Source organism: Pirellulales bacterium (assembly GCA_036499395.1).
Classification (GTDB): Bacteria; Planctomycetota; Planctomycetia; order Pirellulales; family JACPPG01; genus JACPPG01.
On record DASYDW010000139.1, the window covers coordinates 1 to 18,013 of the forward strand.

Sequence of the window (18,013 nt, forward strand, 5' to 3'; positions counted from 1 at the left end):
TCGCCGATTTGCAGGTTTGCGATCTCGCTGGCGCGCAAGCCGCAACAGGCCGCCAGGCGGAAGACGACCAAATTCAGCCGTGTGCTTCGTGAACGAGGCGCCTTGCGTGCCAGTTCCGCCAGTACCGTGCCGAGTTCGCGGCGGGTCAGAATCTTCGTCGGGTCGAGTGCTCGCGGTCGATAAGTATGCATTGAAACTCCCCTTAGTCGAATTGCCAGCAAAAAGCCCTTAGCACGTCCGACTTTCTCGGACGCCTGGACAGTCAGTACCTCTGGCTTCTTCGGAAGGCAAGCGAACTCGGACCCAGTTCGCCCATTGTGGGTCCGAACTCGTAGAAGGACGATTTCGGTCGACCTAAACGATGACGGACTCAGCCCGCATATTCCGCCACTCAGATGCCGTCGTGCTAATGATAAAGCCGTATGGAATCAGCAGATTCTTTTTGCATTCCGCGGTTAAGCGCTTGATGTTTTCCCGTCCGCATGGCTCCTGTGTCCTGCTCGCGCTGGCAGGTGGTTTGTCGATCGTTCGGCGGCCTGCGAAGCGCGACAGCATTCAGGAGACGAAACATGTCCACGAAGAAAAAGGCCGTCGCGAAGGCCCGTGCAAAACCGAAGACCCGAGACGAAGCGCCAGTTTCCGTACCCACACTGGAGACGAACGCCTCGCCGCCTCCAGCGCCTACAAAGCCCAATCCAAAGAAGCGCAACGAGTCGAAGCCAAAACGATTGAGTGCGCTGGATGCCGCGGCAATGGTACTGGCCGAAGCCGGCCAACCGCTGACCACGCGTGAGATGGTCGAAGCGATGGCTTCCAAGGGCTATTGGACGAGCCCAGGCGGCAAGACGCCACATGCGACGCTCTACAGCGCCATCTTGCGCGAAATCGGTGCGAAGGATAAAGCTGTTCGATTTGTGAAGATCGAGCGCGGCAGGTTCGCCGCCAACAGGTAGGCCGTCACCAGTCTCTGCTCCCGACGCCCACGTTGGCCCACGCGTGGGCGTTTTCTTGTTGGTGTGCCCTTTGCGGCAGGGCGGGGAACACCCCGACACGGTGCGAACACGGCCACGACGTGGCAATCCTGCGACGAAGCTGCGAGCCTCGACCTGACTACCGCCTGCGGTGTCCCAAGCGGATATGCTCGTCGCCGCGGCGCTCAATAAAAATGCCGTGACGTCTTGGATCTGGACGTGGAAGATGCAGGAACTCCGGCGCACAATTTGCGCCCGCGTACCGCGCCAGTCGAGCGAACGCACCGGACGAGGCATCGACCTGGTCGTCATTACGACCGTTGGGAAAAACGCAGAGTTCATGGATATACGCATCATTCCAGGACCCCGCCACCAGGCAGACGTTGTTAATGCCGCACTGGGAAGCAAGGGGCTGGGCGCGAACTATCTTGGCTCCGGTTGGGCGGTCGAAGATTACGGTATGACCTGCCAGCCGTCGTCCCAGATACTCTGTAACGCTCTTGCCGGCTGAACCGGGCTCCTGTTCCAGCACGATTTCCACGAACTGCCCGTCAGTTTTGGCCGTTTGCTGAATGATGGCATCGCGTTGGGTGGGATTCCAACGTCCGCGTCGTACATCCTCGATATAGAACGTTCCCGTCTCATCGCGGCTCATGAGTACGCCGCAGGTGTAATCTCCTTCGATGGAAGCTGCGAGATCCCAGTAGCGGACCCGTCGCACACAGCCTTGAGGACCGACGGGCACGATCCGAAACCAGGACCGCTGAAACAATCCACCGTCGAGCGGCGCCGGACGCTGCTGCAACTGGCCGGCCGTACCGTAGAGTCCCAGGCGACGCTTGAGTTCTTGGACCGCCGGCCAGGGAAAACGGGTCGGACACAATAGTGCATTTTCTTTCTGGCGAGGATCTTGCCAGCCTACGGACGTCGTGCAGCGGCGCCCTGGCTCGAATTCCATCGGCAGGCAGAGATGTTCGTATCCCCCTTGTTCGAGGAGGTGCCCCGCCAGGTCCCGTTCGTGCAAACGCTGCATCACGACGACATGGCAAACGGTTCGCGGATCGTTGCCGCGGGTCGACATGGACTGATCCCACCAATGAAGCACCGCTTCGCGCTGCGTATCGCTTTCCGCTTGCGTTACGTTGTGGGGATCGTCGGCCACAATGAAGTCACCTCCTTCGCCGGTTCCCACACCGCCGGTGGAACTGGCCAGGCGAAAGCCGGTCTTGTCATTGTCGAAGCGAGTTTTTTGGTTCTGGTCGTCACGAAGGGCGAATCGGTCACCCCAGCGGCGCCGGTACCAGGTCGACTGGATAATGTCGCGGCAATGCAAGGAATCTCGCAACGACAAATGATGGGCATAACTGGCGAACAGCCACCGCGTATGCGGTCGCGTAGTCCACACCCAAGCCGGCCAAAACACGCTCACTAATAGGCTCTTCATGCAACGCGGTGGGATATTAATGACCAGCCGTCGAATCTGCCCGCGGGTGCATGCTTCGAGATGGTCACAAACGGCCCGCACATGCCAAGTCGAAACCAACCGAGTTCCTGGCTCGACGACGGGCCACGCCTCGACGACGAAATCAAACAGGCTCTTCTCGCACAATAGCGTGGTCGCGGCGTCCAGGTAGCGGGGGTCAATCGATTCGGTCATCGGCGATTGTTTGATCATCGTCCTTAGTCTCCGTTCCTTGAGTTAATGCCAACTGACGGTCGCGCACGCGTTTGAGCGCCCGCAGTTCAATCACGCTCAATGTGGCGACGGCAAGTCGGTAAGGTTCCTGGCCGTTTGGCATGACAGGCGCAATTTTCGTCGGAGCATCAAGGCCGAGCATGGTGCGGCGGGCCGCATTGCATTTCAGGATGATTTCCAACATCCGTGGATCACCATGGCGGTTCCTGACACTTTTACGTGTCTGCTGGTTGCCACCATCTCCGTTGATGACCGCCGATTGCGCGGGCTTTTGCGATTGCTCCCAAGCTGCCCAGGCTTCCCGTTCAACGCGATCGAGCTTTTGCAATTCTTCGGCTTGAGCCAGATCGAAATCCCGAACGGCCGAATCACGCCATTCTCGGCGGACGTACTTTAAGTCGTCACAAACCGTCGATTGATCGACGCCCACGCGCTCGGCGATCGAGGATTGGGTCCACCTCTGCAGATAGAGGTCGGCGACCTGGCGGCGGCGCTGCGCGATGGCCAACTTCTTATTGGCAGGCACGGGCATTTATGGAATCTCTAGAAATGGGCATGGTGACTAGGAACTGCACGCTGCGGCTGGCCGGAGATCGTTTCTGTCACCACGCGCCAATTCGGCCTTTCGCCCGGTGAATTTCTCCCAGCGCTCGACGATGACATCGCAATACAAGGCATCAAGTTCCATCAGAAAGGCATGCCGACCCGTTTGCTCAGCGGCGATCAGTGTGCTGCCGCTACCTCCGAACAGATCGAGCACGTTCTCGCCTTCGCGTGATGAATACCGCATGGCCCGTACGGCTAGCTCAGTCGGCTTTTCGGTCAAATGAACCATCGATTGTGGATTCACCTTTTTGACGCTCCACACGTCAGTGGCGTTAGTCGGACCAAGCCACTGATGTGCAGCACCTTCTCGCCAGCCGTAGAAGCACCATTCGTGATTGCCCATGAAATCTTTGCGAGTCAGCACGGGATGCTCTTTGACCCAGATGATGGCCTGGGAGAAATAAAGGCCCGTCGCCTTGAGCACAGGGGGATAGTTCGCGCAGTTCGCGTAGCCGCCCCAGATGTAGAAACCACGGCCGGGCGCTAAGACACGTGCCATGTTGCCAAACCAGTCTGCCAGCAACTGATCGAACGCCTCGTCCGTCACGAAGTCGTTGGCGAGGGGACGATCCTTGGGGCGTAGCTTCCTGCTAGTCGGCTTGGCCTTCCCAGGATGTCGAGCGACGTCCAGCGATTGATGATGCTTTGGGCCGGCGAACGACGACAGCCCTGCGGCAATCGCATTGTTGGAGCGTGGTTCAACTTTGACGTTGTACGGCGGATCCGTATTCACCAGGTGGATGATTGCGCCCCCAAGCAGCCGGTCGACGTCCTCTGGCTTACTCGAGTCGGCGCACAGTAATCGATGATTGCCGAGGATCCACAAGTCCCCCGGGTGTGTAGTCGCCTCATCGGGAGGTGCTGGAATGTCATCGGGATCACAGAGGCCTTCCACCAAATCGGGATTGAGCAGCTTCGCCAACTCATCTTGCTCGAATCCCAGCAGTCCGAGATCGAAATTCAACGCCTGCAGTTCGGCCAACTCAATTGGCAACAGCTCCGGATCCCATTCGGCCAAGCTGGCCGACTGATTGTCGGCGATGCGGTATGCCTTAATCTGCTCCGCCGAGAGATCTGTGGCCACATGGACCGGTACCTCGTCGAGGCTAAGCCGCTGCGATGCCTTCCACCGGGTATGACCACAGATGATGACGCCTTCACTATCTACCACAATCGGCTGGCGAAAGCCGAACGCACGGATCGATGCTGCGACGGCATCAACCGCGTCGTCATTGAGGCGGGGATTGCTCGGATAGGGCTTGATATCGGTTAACTTGCGCAGCTCGATCTTCATATTTCAGTAACTCCATTTAGATTCGGGCACCAAAAAGCGAACAGTGCTCAACTGCATATAGCGGAACGTTGCGGTACGTTTGCCCTAGGGATTAAATAACCCGCGTGCAATTGCGCATGACCAGATGCGCTCGCACAAGCGCGGATATGCTCAAAAGGTTCCGCAACGTCTCGCAGGATGACATATCTGTCCAATTTCGTTGTGGTTAAGGTGCGGAACGTTGAGGTCGGGCGACGTTCCTTAAACGTTCCGCGCACCAGGCAAACGTTCCGCAATCTCGGTGACGTAGACCGCGTAGGTCGCGCCGTTCCGGTCGTCATCCTTGTTGAACGTTGCCTCGCGGTCATCACACAGAGGAAAACGTTCCGCAACGTACCGTCCGGCCAGAATACCCATTCGGGTTGCTTTGGAGCGAGATGTGCCTGCTCCCAACTGCTCGCAAAGTAATCCGTGCTTGATCGCGAGATCGGCTAGCTCGGCTGCAGTCCATTTGCCTTGGAGATGCTGGGCCAGAACCGATACGAGTTCTGCGAAGTCGCGTTGCGTATCGTCGAGCTCTCTGGCGGACTCCGCGACATTGCTCAGAAAGTCGGGCTCGCCGTTGAATAGCAAAATCCCCCCGACCGTGTCGCCCCAGCCTCGTTTGTTGAACCGTGAGGCGGTTTTTGCCATCGGCATTCCAGCGGCCTTCCACCGCTCGACCATCCCGATCAACTCACCCAAGATTTGGACGCGATGCTCTATGACGAATGTTTCTGGGTCGACGATAACGAACTTGCGATGCGTCGGGTTACCCTCGTGGTGGAGATTGATCGTGACGCTGCGTTTGATTAAGTCGAGACTGACGTCAGGGATATTCGCGGTGATACAAAAACTGTGCGAGTTTTCGGCGCGGATCGAGGCAGACTGGCCCAGAAGTCGAAACGATAGGATTGGGTCCGTGATCGATCGCTCGAGACAGGCTGATTCGATGCGTGGATTTCGGCCTCGGCTTTTCGCATTGTCGATAATGATCGTGGTGATGCCCCGACGCACAATCGCACCGAGCCGTTTCTCGAACTCCTCGTCGTTAGGATTGTACGAAGCGGTTTCCGTCGAGTGACCGTCGCGAAGGATAGCAATGATCTGAGCGAGAATCGATTTCCCGAGCTCCGGTTGGTTGCCATTGAAAAGCGCAGCGGGCTTCGATCCGATGAATCTTGGAACCAGCAGTGGTGTGAGCAACAGCCCGAGATAATTAGTGCGATCGCCCGGAGACTTAAAGCAGAAATCACTGAGCAACGCGTCGAGCTGCTTGGTGTCGTCTCTGGGTTCGACTGTAGGTCCTGCGTAATAGATGCCCGATTGCGAGTCGTATCCCGGGGTGACCAACCGCCAATCCTGGCTGAAAACCGGATTGCGAGTGAACAGCGTGATAACCGGCAGGCGACCGCGCTCGACATGGTGATGGAGCCACGTATTTGCATACGCCGCTGGGAGTGGCCTGTATTCCCCGGTGTCACCATCAATGAAATAAAACTCGACATGTTGGTTGAGGAGTCCCGCCAGTTCAGCTGGCGCGAGCAACGGTAAGATCCGCTCACCATTGATTGCAACCAACTGGTCGGCTCGGCTGAAGCAGTTGCCGGCTGCTAACAGCTTGTCGGTCACTTGGCGGAGCGATTCCGCGACTGGCATCGTCGCGGGGTCGATCACAATGGTCGGGCGTCGATTGACGGCGTCGTCACCCTCGTCAACTACAGTGTTACTCGTTTCACCGACCGCCGGAATCTCGTTCGGATTTGCGCGCCTTTGCAACTTCTCGAGCATCGCGGCGCGAACGTCAAATTCCGCCTTGGCCCAAGTGAGATCGAAGTAGCGCTGGCCCTGCTCGGCGAACTTGCCGACTTGAGCGACTTCCGACCATACTTCCTCCTTCGCGATGCCGTTATTAATCGCATAACAGCAGACGGCGAAGTCGGCCTCGGATCGGGTGCCAGCTTCGGCGATGGCGCAAGCGGCGATTAACTCCGCAAGCTTGTCGGCTTTTGATGCGGCGATCCTTTTAGACTTAGGGAGCGGCATTGCCGCGATCTGCTTCGCCCGTTTAGTGTCGGGTGATGACGACTTGAATGGTTCAAAAGTTGTGAATGAGTACCTGCGCTGGGTGTCGATGTCGACGAGCGCTGTTGAGACTGCCTCAAGACCGTTTCGCTGGTCTTTGCGATTAAGGGTTCCTGGGATGCGAAGTAGACGCGACAGGTCGGTGGTATGATCGCCGCCGACCGCGTCGGCGATTCCCGCCAACACATCTTGCACCAGCGTGGCGTTCGGACTGAGGCGGGAGATATGTCGGCGCTGATCCAAATATGCCTTGTCACCATTCTCGGCGATGTACTTGCGAGGTTTCTTTTGCCCCTCACGAGTCAGTGACCACTCGATTTCGACTGGTGGTGGATCGCCGGCGTCATCAATCTGAAATGGCGTATCTAGTAGCCAGTAAAGATGCACGCCATTGCCGCTATTCACGCTGATCGACGGCAATGGGAGCCCCGCCTTCAAGAGGCGGCTGTGAGCCTCTTCGACGGTCACATGATCGATGTCGGTCCACAGTGCGCGCACCGTCCGTATCTGCCAAGCCAAGTCATATTCGCCCTTATTGCCCACTCTCGGACAGACGCCGAAGAAGAGGTTGAGCCGTTCGTGTTCGGCGATACGCAGCAGGCGCCCCAGTGCGACCTTGATGAGATGCGGCACAGCCTTGCAGTAATTTGTGTTGGAATAATCGACGCGACTACGCTTCTTGCCATCCTCGGTCCACGTCTCGATCGGCCGAAACAGGATTGTGTCTGTTTCCGAAAAGAGCGCAGCGAGAAACGTTGCACCCATCTCGACCGCTGGATTAGAAGGTGCGACATAACGTTCTTCAAAGTTGCTTGCGCCATCCATGGGAGCATGCTCCACATTGCAGTGATCGATGCCTGCCTACTTCGGTGGCTGTTCCTACTAGCTCGATCACACGATATTTCACTTCCATACTATGAGAGTTCACGGCGGCGGTGGATATCGATTTGACAACTCACATGCGCGGCATGTGCGCGAGCGCAAACGGACATGCGCCACACATGAGTTTCGCTGCGCACGCATTCTGCCTATGACATGTCTGTGATCCGCATGAAGAATGGCGCCCAAGATTACAGGCGAGACTCTCACAGCTGGTCGGCTGCTAACTCCAGTGACAATCTCCGTGCCACCATCGCGTAAAATGACTGGACTTCGAGCGCCGACCGGGCATCATGGACCCGAGTTTGGTCTGATCGCCGCGCGACCGCTATCGACACGGTGGCTTTCGGGCGAGCGGATTGCCGAAGCTCGCCGCGTCTGGTCGAAGGCCTACGGGCGCGTGATCAGTGACGAAGAGGCCGTGGAGATCCTCACTAATATTCGCCGGCTCGCCGAGGTCGTGGTGCGAGCCGAAGAGGAGAAGCAGAGATCATGAATGTGGTTTTATGGGCCAGAGTTTCTTCCCGAGAACAACGGGAAGGATATTCGCTCGACGCTCAGCTTCGCTTGAGCCGCGAACGGGCGCAGTCCCATGGCTGGCACATCGTTCGCGAATTCGTAGTCGCCGAATCGGCCAAGCGTGGGGCGGAACGGCTGGTCTTCAATGAGATGCTGGCGTGGGTGAAGTCTCAATCGAAGCGAGAGAAGATCCAGGCAATTCTGAGCCACAAACTCGACCGCGTATGTCGGAACATGCGGGATGCTGTGCGCCTGCAAGAATTGGAAGATGCCTGCGGCGTTCATCTGGCCTTCGTCGACAATCAATTTGGGCCCGGCGCTGCAGGTGCACTTTCCTTCAACGTAATGGCCGCCGTCGCGCAGTACTACAGTGACAACCTACGGTCCGAAGTACTGAAAGGCATGGACGAGAAGGTTCGCCAGGGATGGCCCACGGGCCTAGCGCCATTTGGCTATCTCAATGTGGACAACTCCGAGGAACCCGTCCAGCCGCACCCAGAGAGGTCTCAAACGTTAGTGCGCATCTTCGAACTTTACGCATCCGGTGCTCACACGCTAAAAACCCTCGCCGACCAGCTTGAACGCGAAGGCCACGTATTTCGCCAGAGTCAGCCGCGCTTTAATCGCACGGCATTGTCTTGGATATTAAGCAACCACTTTTACATCGGCGAGTTGCAACGCAATGGCCAAATCTTTGAGGGGCGCTATCAACGGCTCATTGATCGGACGACCTTCGACATCTGCCAGGACATCCTTAATGGTCGAAATCGCCGAACTGGGGCTCCCCAGCATCCATTCGCCGGCGGCTTGTTCAGATGTGCCCACTGCGGGCAATCGATTACCGGTGAACGTATCCGTCGTAAGCTAAGAGGAGGCGCGATCCGAGAACATATTTATTATCGCTGCGCGAATAACAACCCTGGCCCAAGTCATCCGAAAGTCCGCTGGAAGGCCGAAGATCTCGAGGAGGCCATTGTCGCGGACTTGGACATGATGCGTTTGGCATCACCCGAGATCGCGGCTTGGATGCGCACGGAGCTGAGCGCCGCAACAGCCGATCTGACGGCGTCGCGACGACGGCAAGGTAGCTTGTTGGCCAAACGAAAGAGCGAATTGGCAGCCATGCAAAATCGGCTGCTAAATGCGTACCTCGCGGGCACTGTCGACGAGGAAGTCTATAAGAGCAAACATCATGAGCTAAATACTGAGGCTGCCAAGGCGGCTGAAGCCTTGGCTCGACTGGGGGATGTCGACCCCGTTCGCGAACAATCCGTCCTGAAGCTATTCGATTGGACGCAGCGAGCGGCGGAAGTGTGGCGTCGTTCAAACAGTGCTGTTCGGCGAGAGATCCTTGATACGCTCTGTTTGAACCGTATGTTGAGCGACGTAAACCTAATCACTCAAAAGAGAAAGCCCTTCGACCTTTTCGCCAAAGGGCTCGAAACGAAGAATAGTCGGGGCGACAGGATTTGAACCTGCGACCTCAGCGTCCCGAACGCTGCGCTCTAGCCAGGCTGAGCTACGCCCCGCATGTTGCAACTGATTGCTGTGCCGCCAGTTGCGTTGCGAATTCCTACGCACGACTTGCCAGAAGTCGCGTCTGTCACGGCGATCGAGCCACGACAATAGCGAGAGTATACCGATTGCGGCATCGAACCACTACCCCAGCGGCCGCATGTCGATTGGCGGGCTGCGGCTGGGTCCGAACTCCCCAAAACATCAGATCTGGGTGCTGCTTTGTTTATTGGTTGCGGCAAGTCCGCACGAGCGATTAAACCCGCAAACTCTTTTACGGCTAGAGCCATCGAAGCCCCCGCAATCCGCCGCATTTGCACCGTTTTCATTCGATGCCACCGAATATAGCGCTATTTCGGTTCAGGACCTTTACCCTGCTCACGCACTGTTCGCGTGATTCTCAGCACGTCCGTCAAAGTCCGTCCTTTTCGACTTCGGCACACGGTCGTACCCGCTGCGCCGAGGCGAGTCAAGCAGACTGAAAAGCCGATAATTTGGTGATGCGTAAACACGGAATCCAACCTCCGAGAAAGGCCAGCCATGGGGCATCACGACCGCAGCCGGCAGACAGAGACTTGAGCTGCATGATATTGATTCTCGAGCTTCGCGCCGCCTCTCGTCCAACAATATCGACTCGTAGATTCGCGTTCGCGCAGAAATGATCGTCGCAAGTACTCGACAGAACTGTACCTTGGAACCTAAAGGAATGACTGCCTCGACATTCGCACCTGGCCCCTCTTCGGACACTGTTCGGACCACCGAGGGCAAGATTCTCGGGATGCCTGCCGGTTGGACGTTGCTCGCTCCTGGTGACGCGGCGCTGACGCGGCGAGTTAAAGCGGCGGGTGAACATTGGGTCGTGCAGGAGAAACGAGGGCGGAGGATTTTTTCGCGAGGCATCTGGGCGCCCGCCGCGACGATCGATCGCTTGCGTGATGCACTTGCCGTCGAACGATCTACCGAAGGATATGCGAAACGCCGGTCTGCCGACGTACGCCGCCGAGAAGCATCACAAGCGGAATATGTTGAAGACTTTCAGGCAGCGGTGGTGTCGTTTCTGGCATTTCATCCGGCTCACGGCCATCTCGCCCAAACACTTGCGCGGGCTGTGACCGATCACGCCACTCCGGTCGGCAGCGGCACCGTGGCTCGAACAAAACGCATTCCCATCGAGCAGCGAGCCGAAGCCGCGGTGATTGCCTGGATGCGTCACCAGACGACCAGTTATGACGAGATGGAAATCCCCAGGGTGCGCGGGAAGCGGCGAGAAGTCCGGCGGTTGCTAGCGCAGCGGTCGAAGCAGTTGCTGGCTCGCTATCGGAGTAATGACTCACAAGACGGTGCATGTCCACTGCAGGCCGCATTGGTCCGGGCGCAGTAGCTCGAGGACGAGATACGATCAGCGCGCGTCCTTGTTCGCGGCGAGGCGGCTGTTCCGCCCGCGGTCGGCACGCGTTTGTGCCGGTCTCGCCGGGACCGACCTGCCGGTTTTACATCCGGAACGCTAAATTAGTAGGCGCTCCAGCGTCGTCAATCACCATTGGAATCGACCGAAAGCGTTCGCATGTTTTCCTTGTTATCAGGGCGCTCTGCGCGGCCCGCAGAAACCACGGATTATGTTGACGCAGCCGTCGGCGACGAACTGGCCGCGCTTACGGGGGCCCTCACGGCTTTTTATCTGATCGTCAGTGTGGCGCATTGGTTTCTGTTGCCGCGGCATGCGGCGCTGGTTATGACTCCGTTGGCAGCGGTGTCGGCCTGCATCTTGTTGGCAACTTTCATTTCGATTCAAAAATATCGCTTGTGGGCACAATGGCTGCAGCCGCTCGCGTTTTTTGTTTTTAGCGTGGCGCTCATCAACTGCGCCGTCCACTTGTATTTGCTGGGCAAGCCAGAAGATTCTACGAATCTGGCGCTGCTGGTGGCTGCGTCGGGGTGGCTGACATTGTCGTATGCCTGGTATGCAACGGCCGCGAGCATGATTTGGGCAAGCTGGCTCGGCGTTGTCCTGTTCGCCGCGCCGCCGGGAAATTGGCCGCATTTTGGCTTCTTTCTGTTGGGCGCCACGGCCTTGGGATTCATCATTCAATCGGCGCGCCGAAATATGTTCCTGCGAATGATTCGTGCCGAGGCTGACCGCCGACTTCTTGTCGAGCATCTGGAGGAAGTTATCGACAAGCGTACGCACGACCTGCGAGATTCGCAGGATAAGCTGCGACATTCCGAACGCTTGGCCTCGATCGGCACACTGGCGGCGGGCATCGCCCACGAAATTAACAACCCGTTGGGCTTGATGGTCTTGTCCGCGCATCGCATCAAGAGCCATCTCGGAGAAGCCGCAACAACCAACGAGATAGCAGTCCTGTTCAACGAACACTCAGAATATGGGCAGCGCTGTGCGAGGATCGTCAAGAACGTACTGCACTTCGCGCGCGAGCAGCCAACCGAGCGTGGGGCGGCCGATTTGAATGCAGCCGTGACGAAGGCGGTCGTCTTGACGACAGCCTATGCCACCGAGCGCGGGGGCACGATCGAAACGTCGCTCGATTTGACCTTGCCTGCCGTGACGATGAACCGCCTAGAAATCGAACAGGTGCTTGTCAACCTGATCAACAATGGGATCGAGTCGGCCGCGAATTCGCCGCATGTCGTCATTTCGAGCGGGCTCGCAGGCGGCGCTGCGCGATTGGAAATCTCCGACAATGGTCGTGGCATGAGTGATCAGACACGGGCTCACATGTTCGATCCATTCTTCACCACTCGACGATCCGACGGCGGCACCGGACTGGGACTAAGCCTGGTGTACGGGATCGTTTATGACCACGGCGGAACGCTGGAAGTCATCAGCAAACAGGACCAGGGAACCAAGGTCATCGTCGAATTGCCGTTGAGCCCCACGTCGACCGCAGAGGAAGTGGAACCAAGTTAACGGCCCAGGGACCGCAGGACCGCCAACTTCGCCGCTTAACGATCTGCGCCAACCACGGTAAGCTAGTGGCAATATCGTAACGTCGTTCACAAACTACGAAATGCCATCGCGGAGAGACTGATGGAAGGTTTTGGCGATCGGTTGGCCGCTGCCGTCACGCGGGTTGGTAATCCGGTAGTTGTGGGACTCGACCCGCGCTGGGAAGAATTACCCGATGCAATCCGGAGCGGTCGGGACGCTGACGATAACCGCGCTCGGGCCGAGGGATATCTTTCCTTCTGCCGCGAGATTATCGACGTCGTGGCGAGCCGTGTCGCAATGGTCAAGCCGCAAGTCGCATTCTTCGAACAACTTGGACCGGCCGGCATGCAATGCCTGGCCAAGGTCATCGCACACGCGCACGCGGCGGGGCTGATCGTAATCGCCGACGGCAAACGAAACGACATCGGCTCAACGGCCGAAGCCTATGCCGATGCCTGGCTCGGCCCACAGAGCGCCTGGCAGGCAGACGCCTTGACGATCAGTCCCTATCTGGGGGACGACAGCCTCACCCCCTTCGTAGCCACAGCCACAGCGCGCGGCGCCGGTTTGTTCGTGCTAGCCAAGACGTCGAATCCGGGTGGTGGGCAGTTTCAGGATCTGGCTGTCGACGGTCGAACCGTTTACCGGCGCGTGGCCGATCATATCGAAACATTGGCGACGGCCGGCGCGGGCTCAAGTGGTTACGGCGCCGTGGGGGCAGTGGTCGGTGCGACCTATCCAGGGCAACTTGCCGAACTACGCGAGGCCATGCCGCACGCGTGGCTGTTGGTTCCCGGTTACGGCAGTCAAGGCGGCACGGCCCGGGACGTCGCACCGGCGTTTGACGCGCGCGGACTGGGCGCCGTCATCAATAACTCGCGCGGCATTATCTTCGCCCATCGTCGGCGCGAATACGCCGAACGGTTCACGGCGGCACAATGGCCCGAGGCCGTGGCATGCGCCACCGACGATATGATCGCCAGCCTGGGTGCCGAAACGTCTGTTGGATGCCTAGGCCGCTAAACCTTGATGACTTCGTCGGGCCAAGGCGCTCAGGACCGGTCCTACCGCGGCTCAGCCTTCGTCGCTTGCGCGCAGCCAAGGGGTCAGTGTCAAATCGCCGGCGCAAATCTCGCTGGGATGAAAGTACAGGCTGATTTCGCGCTGCGCGGCTTCGGGTCCGTCCGAAGCATGTACCAGGTTCATTTGCCGGCTGGAGCTGAAATCGCCACGAATCGTACCGGCGGCTGCTTTCAGGCCGCTTGTCGCGCCGAGGATCTCACGCACGACGCGAATCGCCTCCAAACCCTCAATGACCGCCGCCACGATCGGTCCGCCGGTGATGAAACTTTCCAGGGCCGGGAAAAATGGCTTACTGACGTGCTCGGCGTAATGCTGCTTGGCCAATTCCGGCGTAACGCGCATCATTTTCATGCCGATGACGTTGAAGCCTTTATCCTCGAAGCGACCGAGAATGCGCCCCATCAAGCGACGTTGGACGCAGTCAGGTTTGAGCAGAATCAAGGTTCGTTCCATGGCGACTTTCTCCAGTGTTTATGGGATCGCGCGACGGGCTGCAGTGGACGGTTGCAACGAAAAGCGTGCTTCAGCCACGCGACGACCTGCCAACTAAATAGGGCTTTCGCTTAGGCGCGTCGCTTTGTTGACGCCCGAGCGGCGCACAATGCGATGCAAGTCGGGGATTTTAGGACATCGACCGCCGTTCCTCAAGGCGACGCGGAGCCTGGACGAAACGGCGCGAGCAGCGTTAGGATCGGTCGCCTATCGTCTCGATGTCTGATATGACTGATTGCGGAAAGTACCAACCGGCAATTTCTGTACTTAGTCAGCAGGCCAGGCGGATAAATCCTCGATTGTAAGAAGTCTCGCCCCGCGTTGGCATAGCTCGGAAAGCGTTGTGGCACTATCCGGAGTTACGTCGATTCCCCGGCAACCATCGACCAGAATCGAAACTTTGAAGCCCAGGTCCAAAGCGTCCCGCGCGCTGGCAGCCACGCAAAAGTTCGTTGCGAGGCCAAGAAAATAGAGATCCTTCGCGCAAACCGATCGCAGGTATGCCCCCAAACCCGTCGTACGGCGATCCTCTTTTGCGTTATCGAAGAACGCGCTGTAACTATCGACGTCGGGATATGTGCCCTTGTGAACTAAATGCGTGATGCTTCGTACGTCGAGCCCGCTGGCCAGAGCCGCGCCCCACGTATCCTGCACGCAATGGACGGGCCAGAGCGTTTGCACACCCCCCGCTAGTTTGATCACGTCTCCGACATTTTGGCCCGGATGATTGACCGCGAAGCTGACATGATTCTGGGGATGCCAGTCTTGCGTCGCGACGACTTCCCGGAAATAGCACGCAGCACGATTCGCAACGTCGATAACCTCATCGCCGTACGGCACGGGAAGACTGCCGCCCGGCAAGAAGTCATTCTGCACGTCAACGATCACCAGCGCACGGTCAAGCACTGATCCTACCAGGCGTCTTTCTCATCATGCATCGTCGGCGGCCTCGAGAAACGAACGTCGCTTCCATTTTCCAATTCCGCGACGCAGCAATCGCGTCCGCCGGTTTTACGATTTAGTACTCGTCGGGAATCGCTTCACCCCCTGCGGGCGAAAAGAGGCCGACAAGGATCGCGCCATTCTTCTTTGCGTCGATCTCCCGCGCGTTGCCATCGGCGAAAGCGGCGAGAAAGGTGGGCTTGGCCAGGTGCGTCAAATTGATGGTCGCGTCGGCACGATCGAACTTATGATCGGCGGGCTTGGTCCATTCGACACCACGTCCTTCATGCACTTCGATCAGGAGGATCGTCTTGTCCTTTCCGTCGGCAATTGAATCCGGCTTGGGACCATCCTGTCCTTCGAAGAGCGTGCCAACACCGGTTGGCAAGACATAGAGCGTTTTGCCGTCAAACGGTTGCCCGGCCGTCCGATACACCCGCGGCATGCGTGGAATCAACTTCTTGTTGTGTTCGCTGTCCCAAGGCTCGTCGAGGTGAAATTCGTCGTACAACGCCTGCTGTCCTAACAGCGGCAACAGTTGCACGCGCCAACTCAGCAGGGGCTTGCCATCGGGACCATACGTCGCAGGAGTAGGATACGCACCTTTAATGCTCGCCGATTCGATCAGTGCCGCGGCAATCTTCTGAAGGTTCTCACGGGACTGATCGCGCCAACCCTGCTGCCACGATTTTCTAATCGGTCCCATGGCCATGGGACCGAGCAACACCAGTTGATTCTGCACCGATTTGCCACCATAGCTAAGCTTTAAATTGACTCCGTCACGTTCATGCTTGAGGTCGGTTTTAAAGTCTCCGAACAGCCCTTGCATGGCGCCCGCCTGCGCCGCGGCGCCGCGGTCCGACGCATCCTCCGGGGCGGTGGTCATTTCATCGATGGTCTCAGTGACTTTGTCGATAATGTTCGCAAATAGAGTATCCGTGGCGATTGCGGCGTCTTCGTCTTTGGCGCGCAAACTGAGTTTGAGTGTCGTAAACGGTGCCAACTCGAATTTGGCGATCGCCTCTTCGATATTTCTGGGGATCTGCTTGACTCCGTCGAACGGAGGCTTGTCGAAGGGGGCCGGCAACTTAGTAAACGCTAGAAACGCGTTGATCTGCGGGCGAATCGCGGCCACTTCTAAAACGGCTAGAGCACCGGCCGAGTCGTCAGACTTGCGCAGCGTGGTCAACAGCGGGCTTTCCGCATCCTTGGGAGTGGTGATCATTCGTTTCAACGTGTCTTCGGCGCCCATCACCAGGATTCGGTCCGTTGCGGAGAAGACACAGGGAATACCACTTTCGAGCGGGCGGAAATACTTCTGGTCGCCTTCAACGACCTCCTCCCATTCGGGACTACGTTCGTGTAGATATTTCTGCACGTCGACTGGCTGCTTGTACCGCAGAATTGTTGCCCCGAAATACTCACCGAGTTTCTTACCGAGTCCGCCAATCACGATGACCTGCTCGGTATCGGTGAGAGAGATCCCCATATCCAGTGCGAGTATTTCCCTCGGGCCTTCGTTATTGATGAACAAAAAATTCGGCGATTCAATGAGCTGCTTGCAATCGACCACTACCGCCAGCACGGCATCGGCCGGGATATAAGAGACGTCTAGGGGCTTGGGAACCTTCGGCGGCAACGGTGGACCTGACGTCAAATCGACGTCTTTCTCTGCGCCCGGCCGATAGATGGGCGTACTTTTACCGCATCCGCCGACGAACAAGGCGCCACCAAGAAGAAGAATAACTCCAAGCACAACTGGTAAGGCGTACCGCGCTCTCAAGTGACACCTCCGATGAAAGCCGTAATGGCTGATAACAATCGCTGGCAAGAATCGTATGACGATGGGCACCGATCGCTTTTGGCGAGAAATCTCGCTGCACCGCAAATCGGCAGGACGTTTTGCCCCTTCGCCCGGCTGGCCTCAGCCGACAATCCACACACTCGGCCCGCCCTGTCGGAACCAGATCTGCCCGACGTGCGTCCCAGCCGGCAATATAGGCTGAGAATGCGCTGCTACGCAAGAACCGCGGAAATCGAAGAACCAAAAGCGGCCCACGCGGAAAATCGCGATGACCGCATGCATCGGCGCGCTACGGATAGCTGCTGTCGACCGTCAGCACGACCTTGTCAGGATACATGTCCGTTACCGCCGCATCCCAACTGCGCGTCACGGCATGCCCATCGAGGTAAAGATAGTTAGCGACCTGGGCGTGCCGCTGGAACGAAATCCAGGGCTGGATCGTCGCCGTGCCAAGCCAAATATCGTAATCGTCCTGGCGCGGGTCGCCGTCGGCGGGCGGAGTAAACGCGCTGCTATCCCGCTCGGAGAAGGAAACGAAATTCGATGTACCGACCTCGGTGAGAAATCGCATCCAAGTCCAACGGCCGTAGCGGCGGGTCTTGTGACTCAATAAGGAATTCATCAAGTAGCTGGTTCGCTGCTCGATCCCGTCCACGACACCACTGCTGTCGACATAGGGACGCTGTTCGGAAAGATCACTCGGGCAGCGGTAAATCGCGGCACTTCCGGTCACGATGCCGGCACGAGCCAATTCCTCATTGGCCTCGGGTGCGCCGCCAACGAACGGCATGATCTTGTCTTCCCAATAAATCTCGGCGAACGATTCCGAGGCCCCGCTGTTGGAAAGGACATCCGCGTCGAACGGATGGTGCAGAAAGAACTGACCATCGTATGCGTCGTAGTACTGCATGACCCCTAAAGCCACCTGGTGCAGGTTCGACAGGCATTGCGTGCGGCGCGACGCCTCGCGCGCCATCTGCACCGCGGGCAAAAGCAGGGCCACCAACAGCCCGATGATGGCGATCACGACCAGAACTTCGACCAGAGTAAAACCCCTCGACGTGGAAAAGCCCAATTCTTTGCGCATGCCGTCTAATCCCGTTTTCGAATACGTCGTGGTGACCAGATCATACGCGCAGAAAAAAGCCGTCGCAACGCG

At 57.9% G+C, this 18,013-nt stretch carries 15 protein-coding genes and 1 tRNA gene; 6 read left to right on the plus strand and 10 right to left on the minus strand.

Annotated elements, in window-relative coordinates; all coding sequences use genetic code 11:
• The coding region (locus VGN12_29435) for a hypothetical protein (protein HEY4313612.1) at positions 1 to 191 on the minus strand (191 nt) is incomplete at its 3' end.
• A 378-nt stretch (positions 192 to 569) separates the two neighbouring features.
• Between VGN12_29435 and VGN12_29440 the strand changes: the two genes are divergently transcribed.
• Positions 570 to 953, plus strand: coding sequence for a winged helix-turn-helix domain-containing protein (locus tag VGN12_29440; protein HEY4313613.1), 384 nt, complete (start codon positions 570 to 572; stop codon positions 951 to 953).
• 157 nt (positions 954 to 1,110) lie between these two features.
• On the opposite strand, the gene terL is transcribed toward VGN12_29440, so the two are convergent.
• The 4 genes from terL to VGN12_29460 form a co-directional block, all read right to left on the minus strand.
• Positions 1,111 to 2,646: a phage terminase large subunit gene (gene terL / locus VGN12_29445; protein HEY4313614.1), complete on the minus strand. Its 1,536-nt coding sequence runs from the start codon at positions 2,644 to 2,646 to the stop codon at positions 1,111 to 1,113.
• Positions 2,612 to 3,175, minus strand: coding sequence for a helix-turn-helix domain-containing protein (locus tag VGN12_29450; protein ID HEY4313615.1), 564 nt, complete (start codon positions 3,173 to 3,175; stop codon positions 2,612 to 2,614). The genes terL and VGN12_29450 overlap by 35 nt, the downstream gene beginning before the upstream one ends.
• Positions 3,176 to 3,229: 54 nt before the next feature.
• The gene (locus tag VGN12_29455) at positions 3,230 to 4,567 is read right to left on the minus strand and encodes a DNA modification methylase (GenBank protein HEY4313616.1); all 1,338 of its coding nucleotides are present in this window, start codon (positions 4,565 to 4,567) and stop codon (positions 3,230 to 3,232) included.
• Positions 4,568 to 4,807: 240 nt separating this feature from the next.
• Positions 4,808 to 7,495, minus strand: coding sequence for a hypothetical protein (locus tag VGN12_29460; protein HEY4313617.1), 2,688 nt, complete (start codon positions 7,493 to 7,495; stop codon positions 4,808 to 4,810).
• A 316-nt stretch (positions 7,496 to 7,811) separates the two neighbouring features.
• Here VGN12_29460 and VGN12_29465 point away from each other — a divergent pair, with 316 nt between their 5' ends.
• Positions 7,812 to 8,045, plus strand: a complete 234-nt coding sequence (locus VGN12_29465; protein ID HEY4313618.1) for a hypothetical protein — start codon at positions 7,812 to 7,814, stop codon at positions 8,043 to 8,045.
• Positions 8,042 to 9,541 (plus strand): recombinase family protein, encoded by a 1,500-nt coding sequence (locus tag VGN12_29470; GenBank protein HEY4313619.1) that lies wholly within the window; start codon positions 8,042 to 8,044, stop codon positions 9,539 to 9,541. The genes VGN12_29465 and VGN12_29470 overlap by 4 nt, the downstream gene beginning before the upstream one ends.
• Here the strand turns inward: VGN12_29470 and VGN12_29475 are convergent.
• Positions 9,523 to 9,597: transfer RNA gene (locus tag VGN12_29475), tRNA-Pro, on the minus strand. The two genes, VGN12_29470 and VGN12_29475, sit on opposite strands and share 19 nt — an antisense overlap.
• Before the next feature lie 692 nt (positions 9,598 to 10,289).
• Between VGN12_29475 and VGN12_29480 the strand changes: the two genes are divergently transcribed.
• The 3 genes from VGN12_29480 (at position 10,290) to pyrF (ending at position 13,556) form a co-directional block, all read left to right on the plus strand.
• Positions 10,290 to 10,964, plus strand: coding sequence for a DUF2293 domain-containing protein (locus VGN12_29480; protein HEY4313620.1), 675 nt, complete (start codon positions 10,290 to 10,292; stop codon positions 10,962 to 10,964).
• Positions 10,965 to 11,147: 183 nt separating this feature from the next.
• Entirely contained in the window at positions 11,148 to 12,512 is a 1,365-nt protein-coding gene (locus VGN12_29485) for an ATP-binding protein (GenBank protein ID HEY4313621.1), read from the plus strand.
• A 120-nt stretch (positions 12,513 to 12,632) separates the two neighbouring features.
• Positions 12,633 to 13,556 carry an orotidine-5'-phosphate decarboxylase gene (pyrF, locus tag VGN12_29490; GenBank protein HEY4313622.1) on the plus strand — a complete coding sequence of 308 codons (924 nt, stop codon included), beginning with the start codon at positions 12,633 to 12,635 and terminating at the stop codon, positions 13,554 to 13,556.
• Positions 13,557 to 13,607: 51 nt separating this feature from the next.
• Here pyrF and ndk read toward each other — a convergent pair whose 3' ends face one another.
• From ndk to VGN12_29510, 4 genes are all read right to left on the minus strand, one after another.
• The gene (ndk, locus tag VGN12_29495; protein ID HEY4313623.1) at positions 13,608 to 14,069 is read right to left on the minus strand and encodes a nucleoside-diphosphate kinase; all 462 of its coding nucleotides are present in this window, start codon (positions 14,067 to 14,069) and stop codon (positions 13,608 to 13,610) included.
• Positions 14,070 to 14,375: 306 nt separating this feature from the next.
• On the minus strand, positions 14,376 to 15,014 hold the full coding sequence (gene pncA / locus VGN12_29500) for a bifunctional nicotinamidase/pyrazinamidase (GenBank protein ID HEY4313624.1): 639 nt from the start codon (positions 15,012 to 15,014) through the stop codon (positions 14,376 to 14,378).
• Between the two features lie 112 nt (positions 15,015 to 15,126).
• Positions 15,127 to 16,833: a DUF1559 domain-containing protein gene (locus tag VGN12_29505; GenBank protein ID HEY4313625.1), complete on the minus strand. Its 1,707-nt coding sequence runs from the start codon at positions 16,831 to 16,833 to the stop codon at positions 15,127 to 15,129.
• Between the two features lie 310 nt (positions 16,834 to 17,143).
• The gene (locus VGN12_29510) at positions 17,144 to 17,941 is read right to left on the minus strand and encodes a DUF1559 domain-containing protein (GenBank protein ID HEY4313626.1); all 798 of its coding nucleotides are present in this window, start codon (positions 17,939 to 17,941) and stop codon (positions 17,144 to 17,146) included.
• Positions 17,942 to 18,013: the final 72 nt, after the last annotated feature.

Bases quoted from the DNA above. Each gene is read 5' to 3' on its own strand.
- VGN12_29485 (HEY4313621.1), top strand. From the start codon at position 11,148: ATGTTTTCCTTGTTATCAGGGCGCTCTGCGCGGCCCGCAGAAACCACG.
- VGN12_29465 (HEY4313618.1), top strand. From the start codon at position 7,812: ATGACTGGACTTCGAGCGCCGACCGGGCATCATGGACCCGAGTTTGGT.
- VGN12_29510 (HEY4313626.1), bottom strand. From the start codon at position 17,941: ATGCGCAAAGAATTGGGCTTTTCCACGTCGAGGGGTTTTACTCTGGTC.
- VGN12_29440 (HEY4313613.1), top strand. From the start codon at position 570: ATGTCCACGAAGAAAAAGGCCGTCGCGAAGGCCCGTGCAAAACCGAAG.
- VGN12_29460 (HEY4313617.1), bottom strand. From the start codon at position 7,495: ATGGATGGCGCAAGCAACTTTGAAGAACGTTATGTCGCACCTTCTAAT.
- terL (HEY4313614.1), bottom strand. From the start codon at position 2,646: ATGATCAAACAATCGCCGATGACCGAATCGATTGACCCCCGCTACCTG.
- VGN12_29470 (HEY4313619.1), top strand. From the start codon at position 8,042: ATGAATGTGGTTTTATGGGCCAGAGTTTCTTCCCGAGAACAACGGGAA.
- VGN12_29480 (HEY4313620.1), top strand. From the start codon at position 10,290: ATGACTGCCTCGACATTCGCACCTGGCCCCTCTTCGGACACTGTTCGG.
- VGN12_29455 (HEY4313616.1), bottom strand. From the start codon at position 4,567: ATGAAGATCGAGCTGCGCAAGTTAACCGATATCAAGCCCTATCCGAGC.
- pyrF (HEY4313622.1), top strand. From the start codon at position 12,633: ATGGAAGGTTTTGGCGATCGGTTGGCCGCTGCCGTCACGCGGGTTGGT.
- ndk (HEY4313623.1), bottom strand. From the start codon at position 14,069: ATGGAACGAACCTTGATTCTGCTCAAACCTGACTGCGTCCAACGTCGC.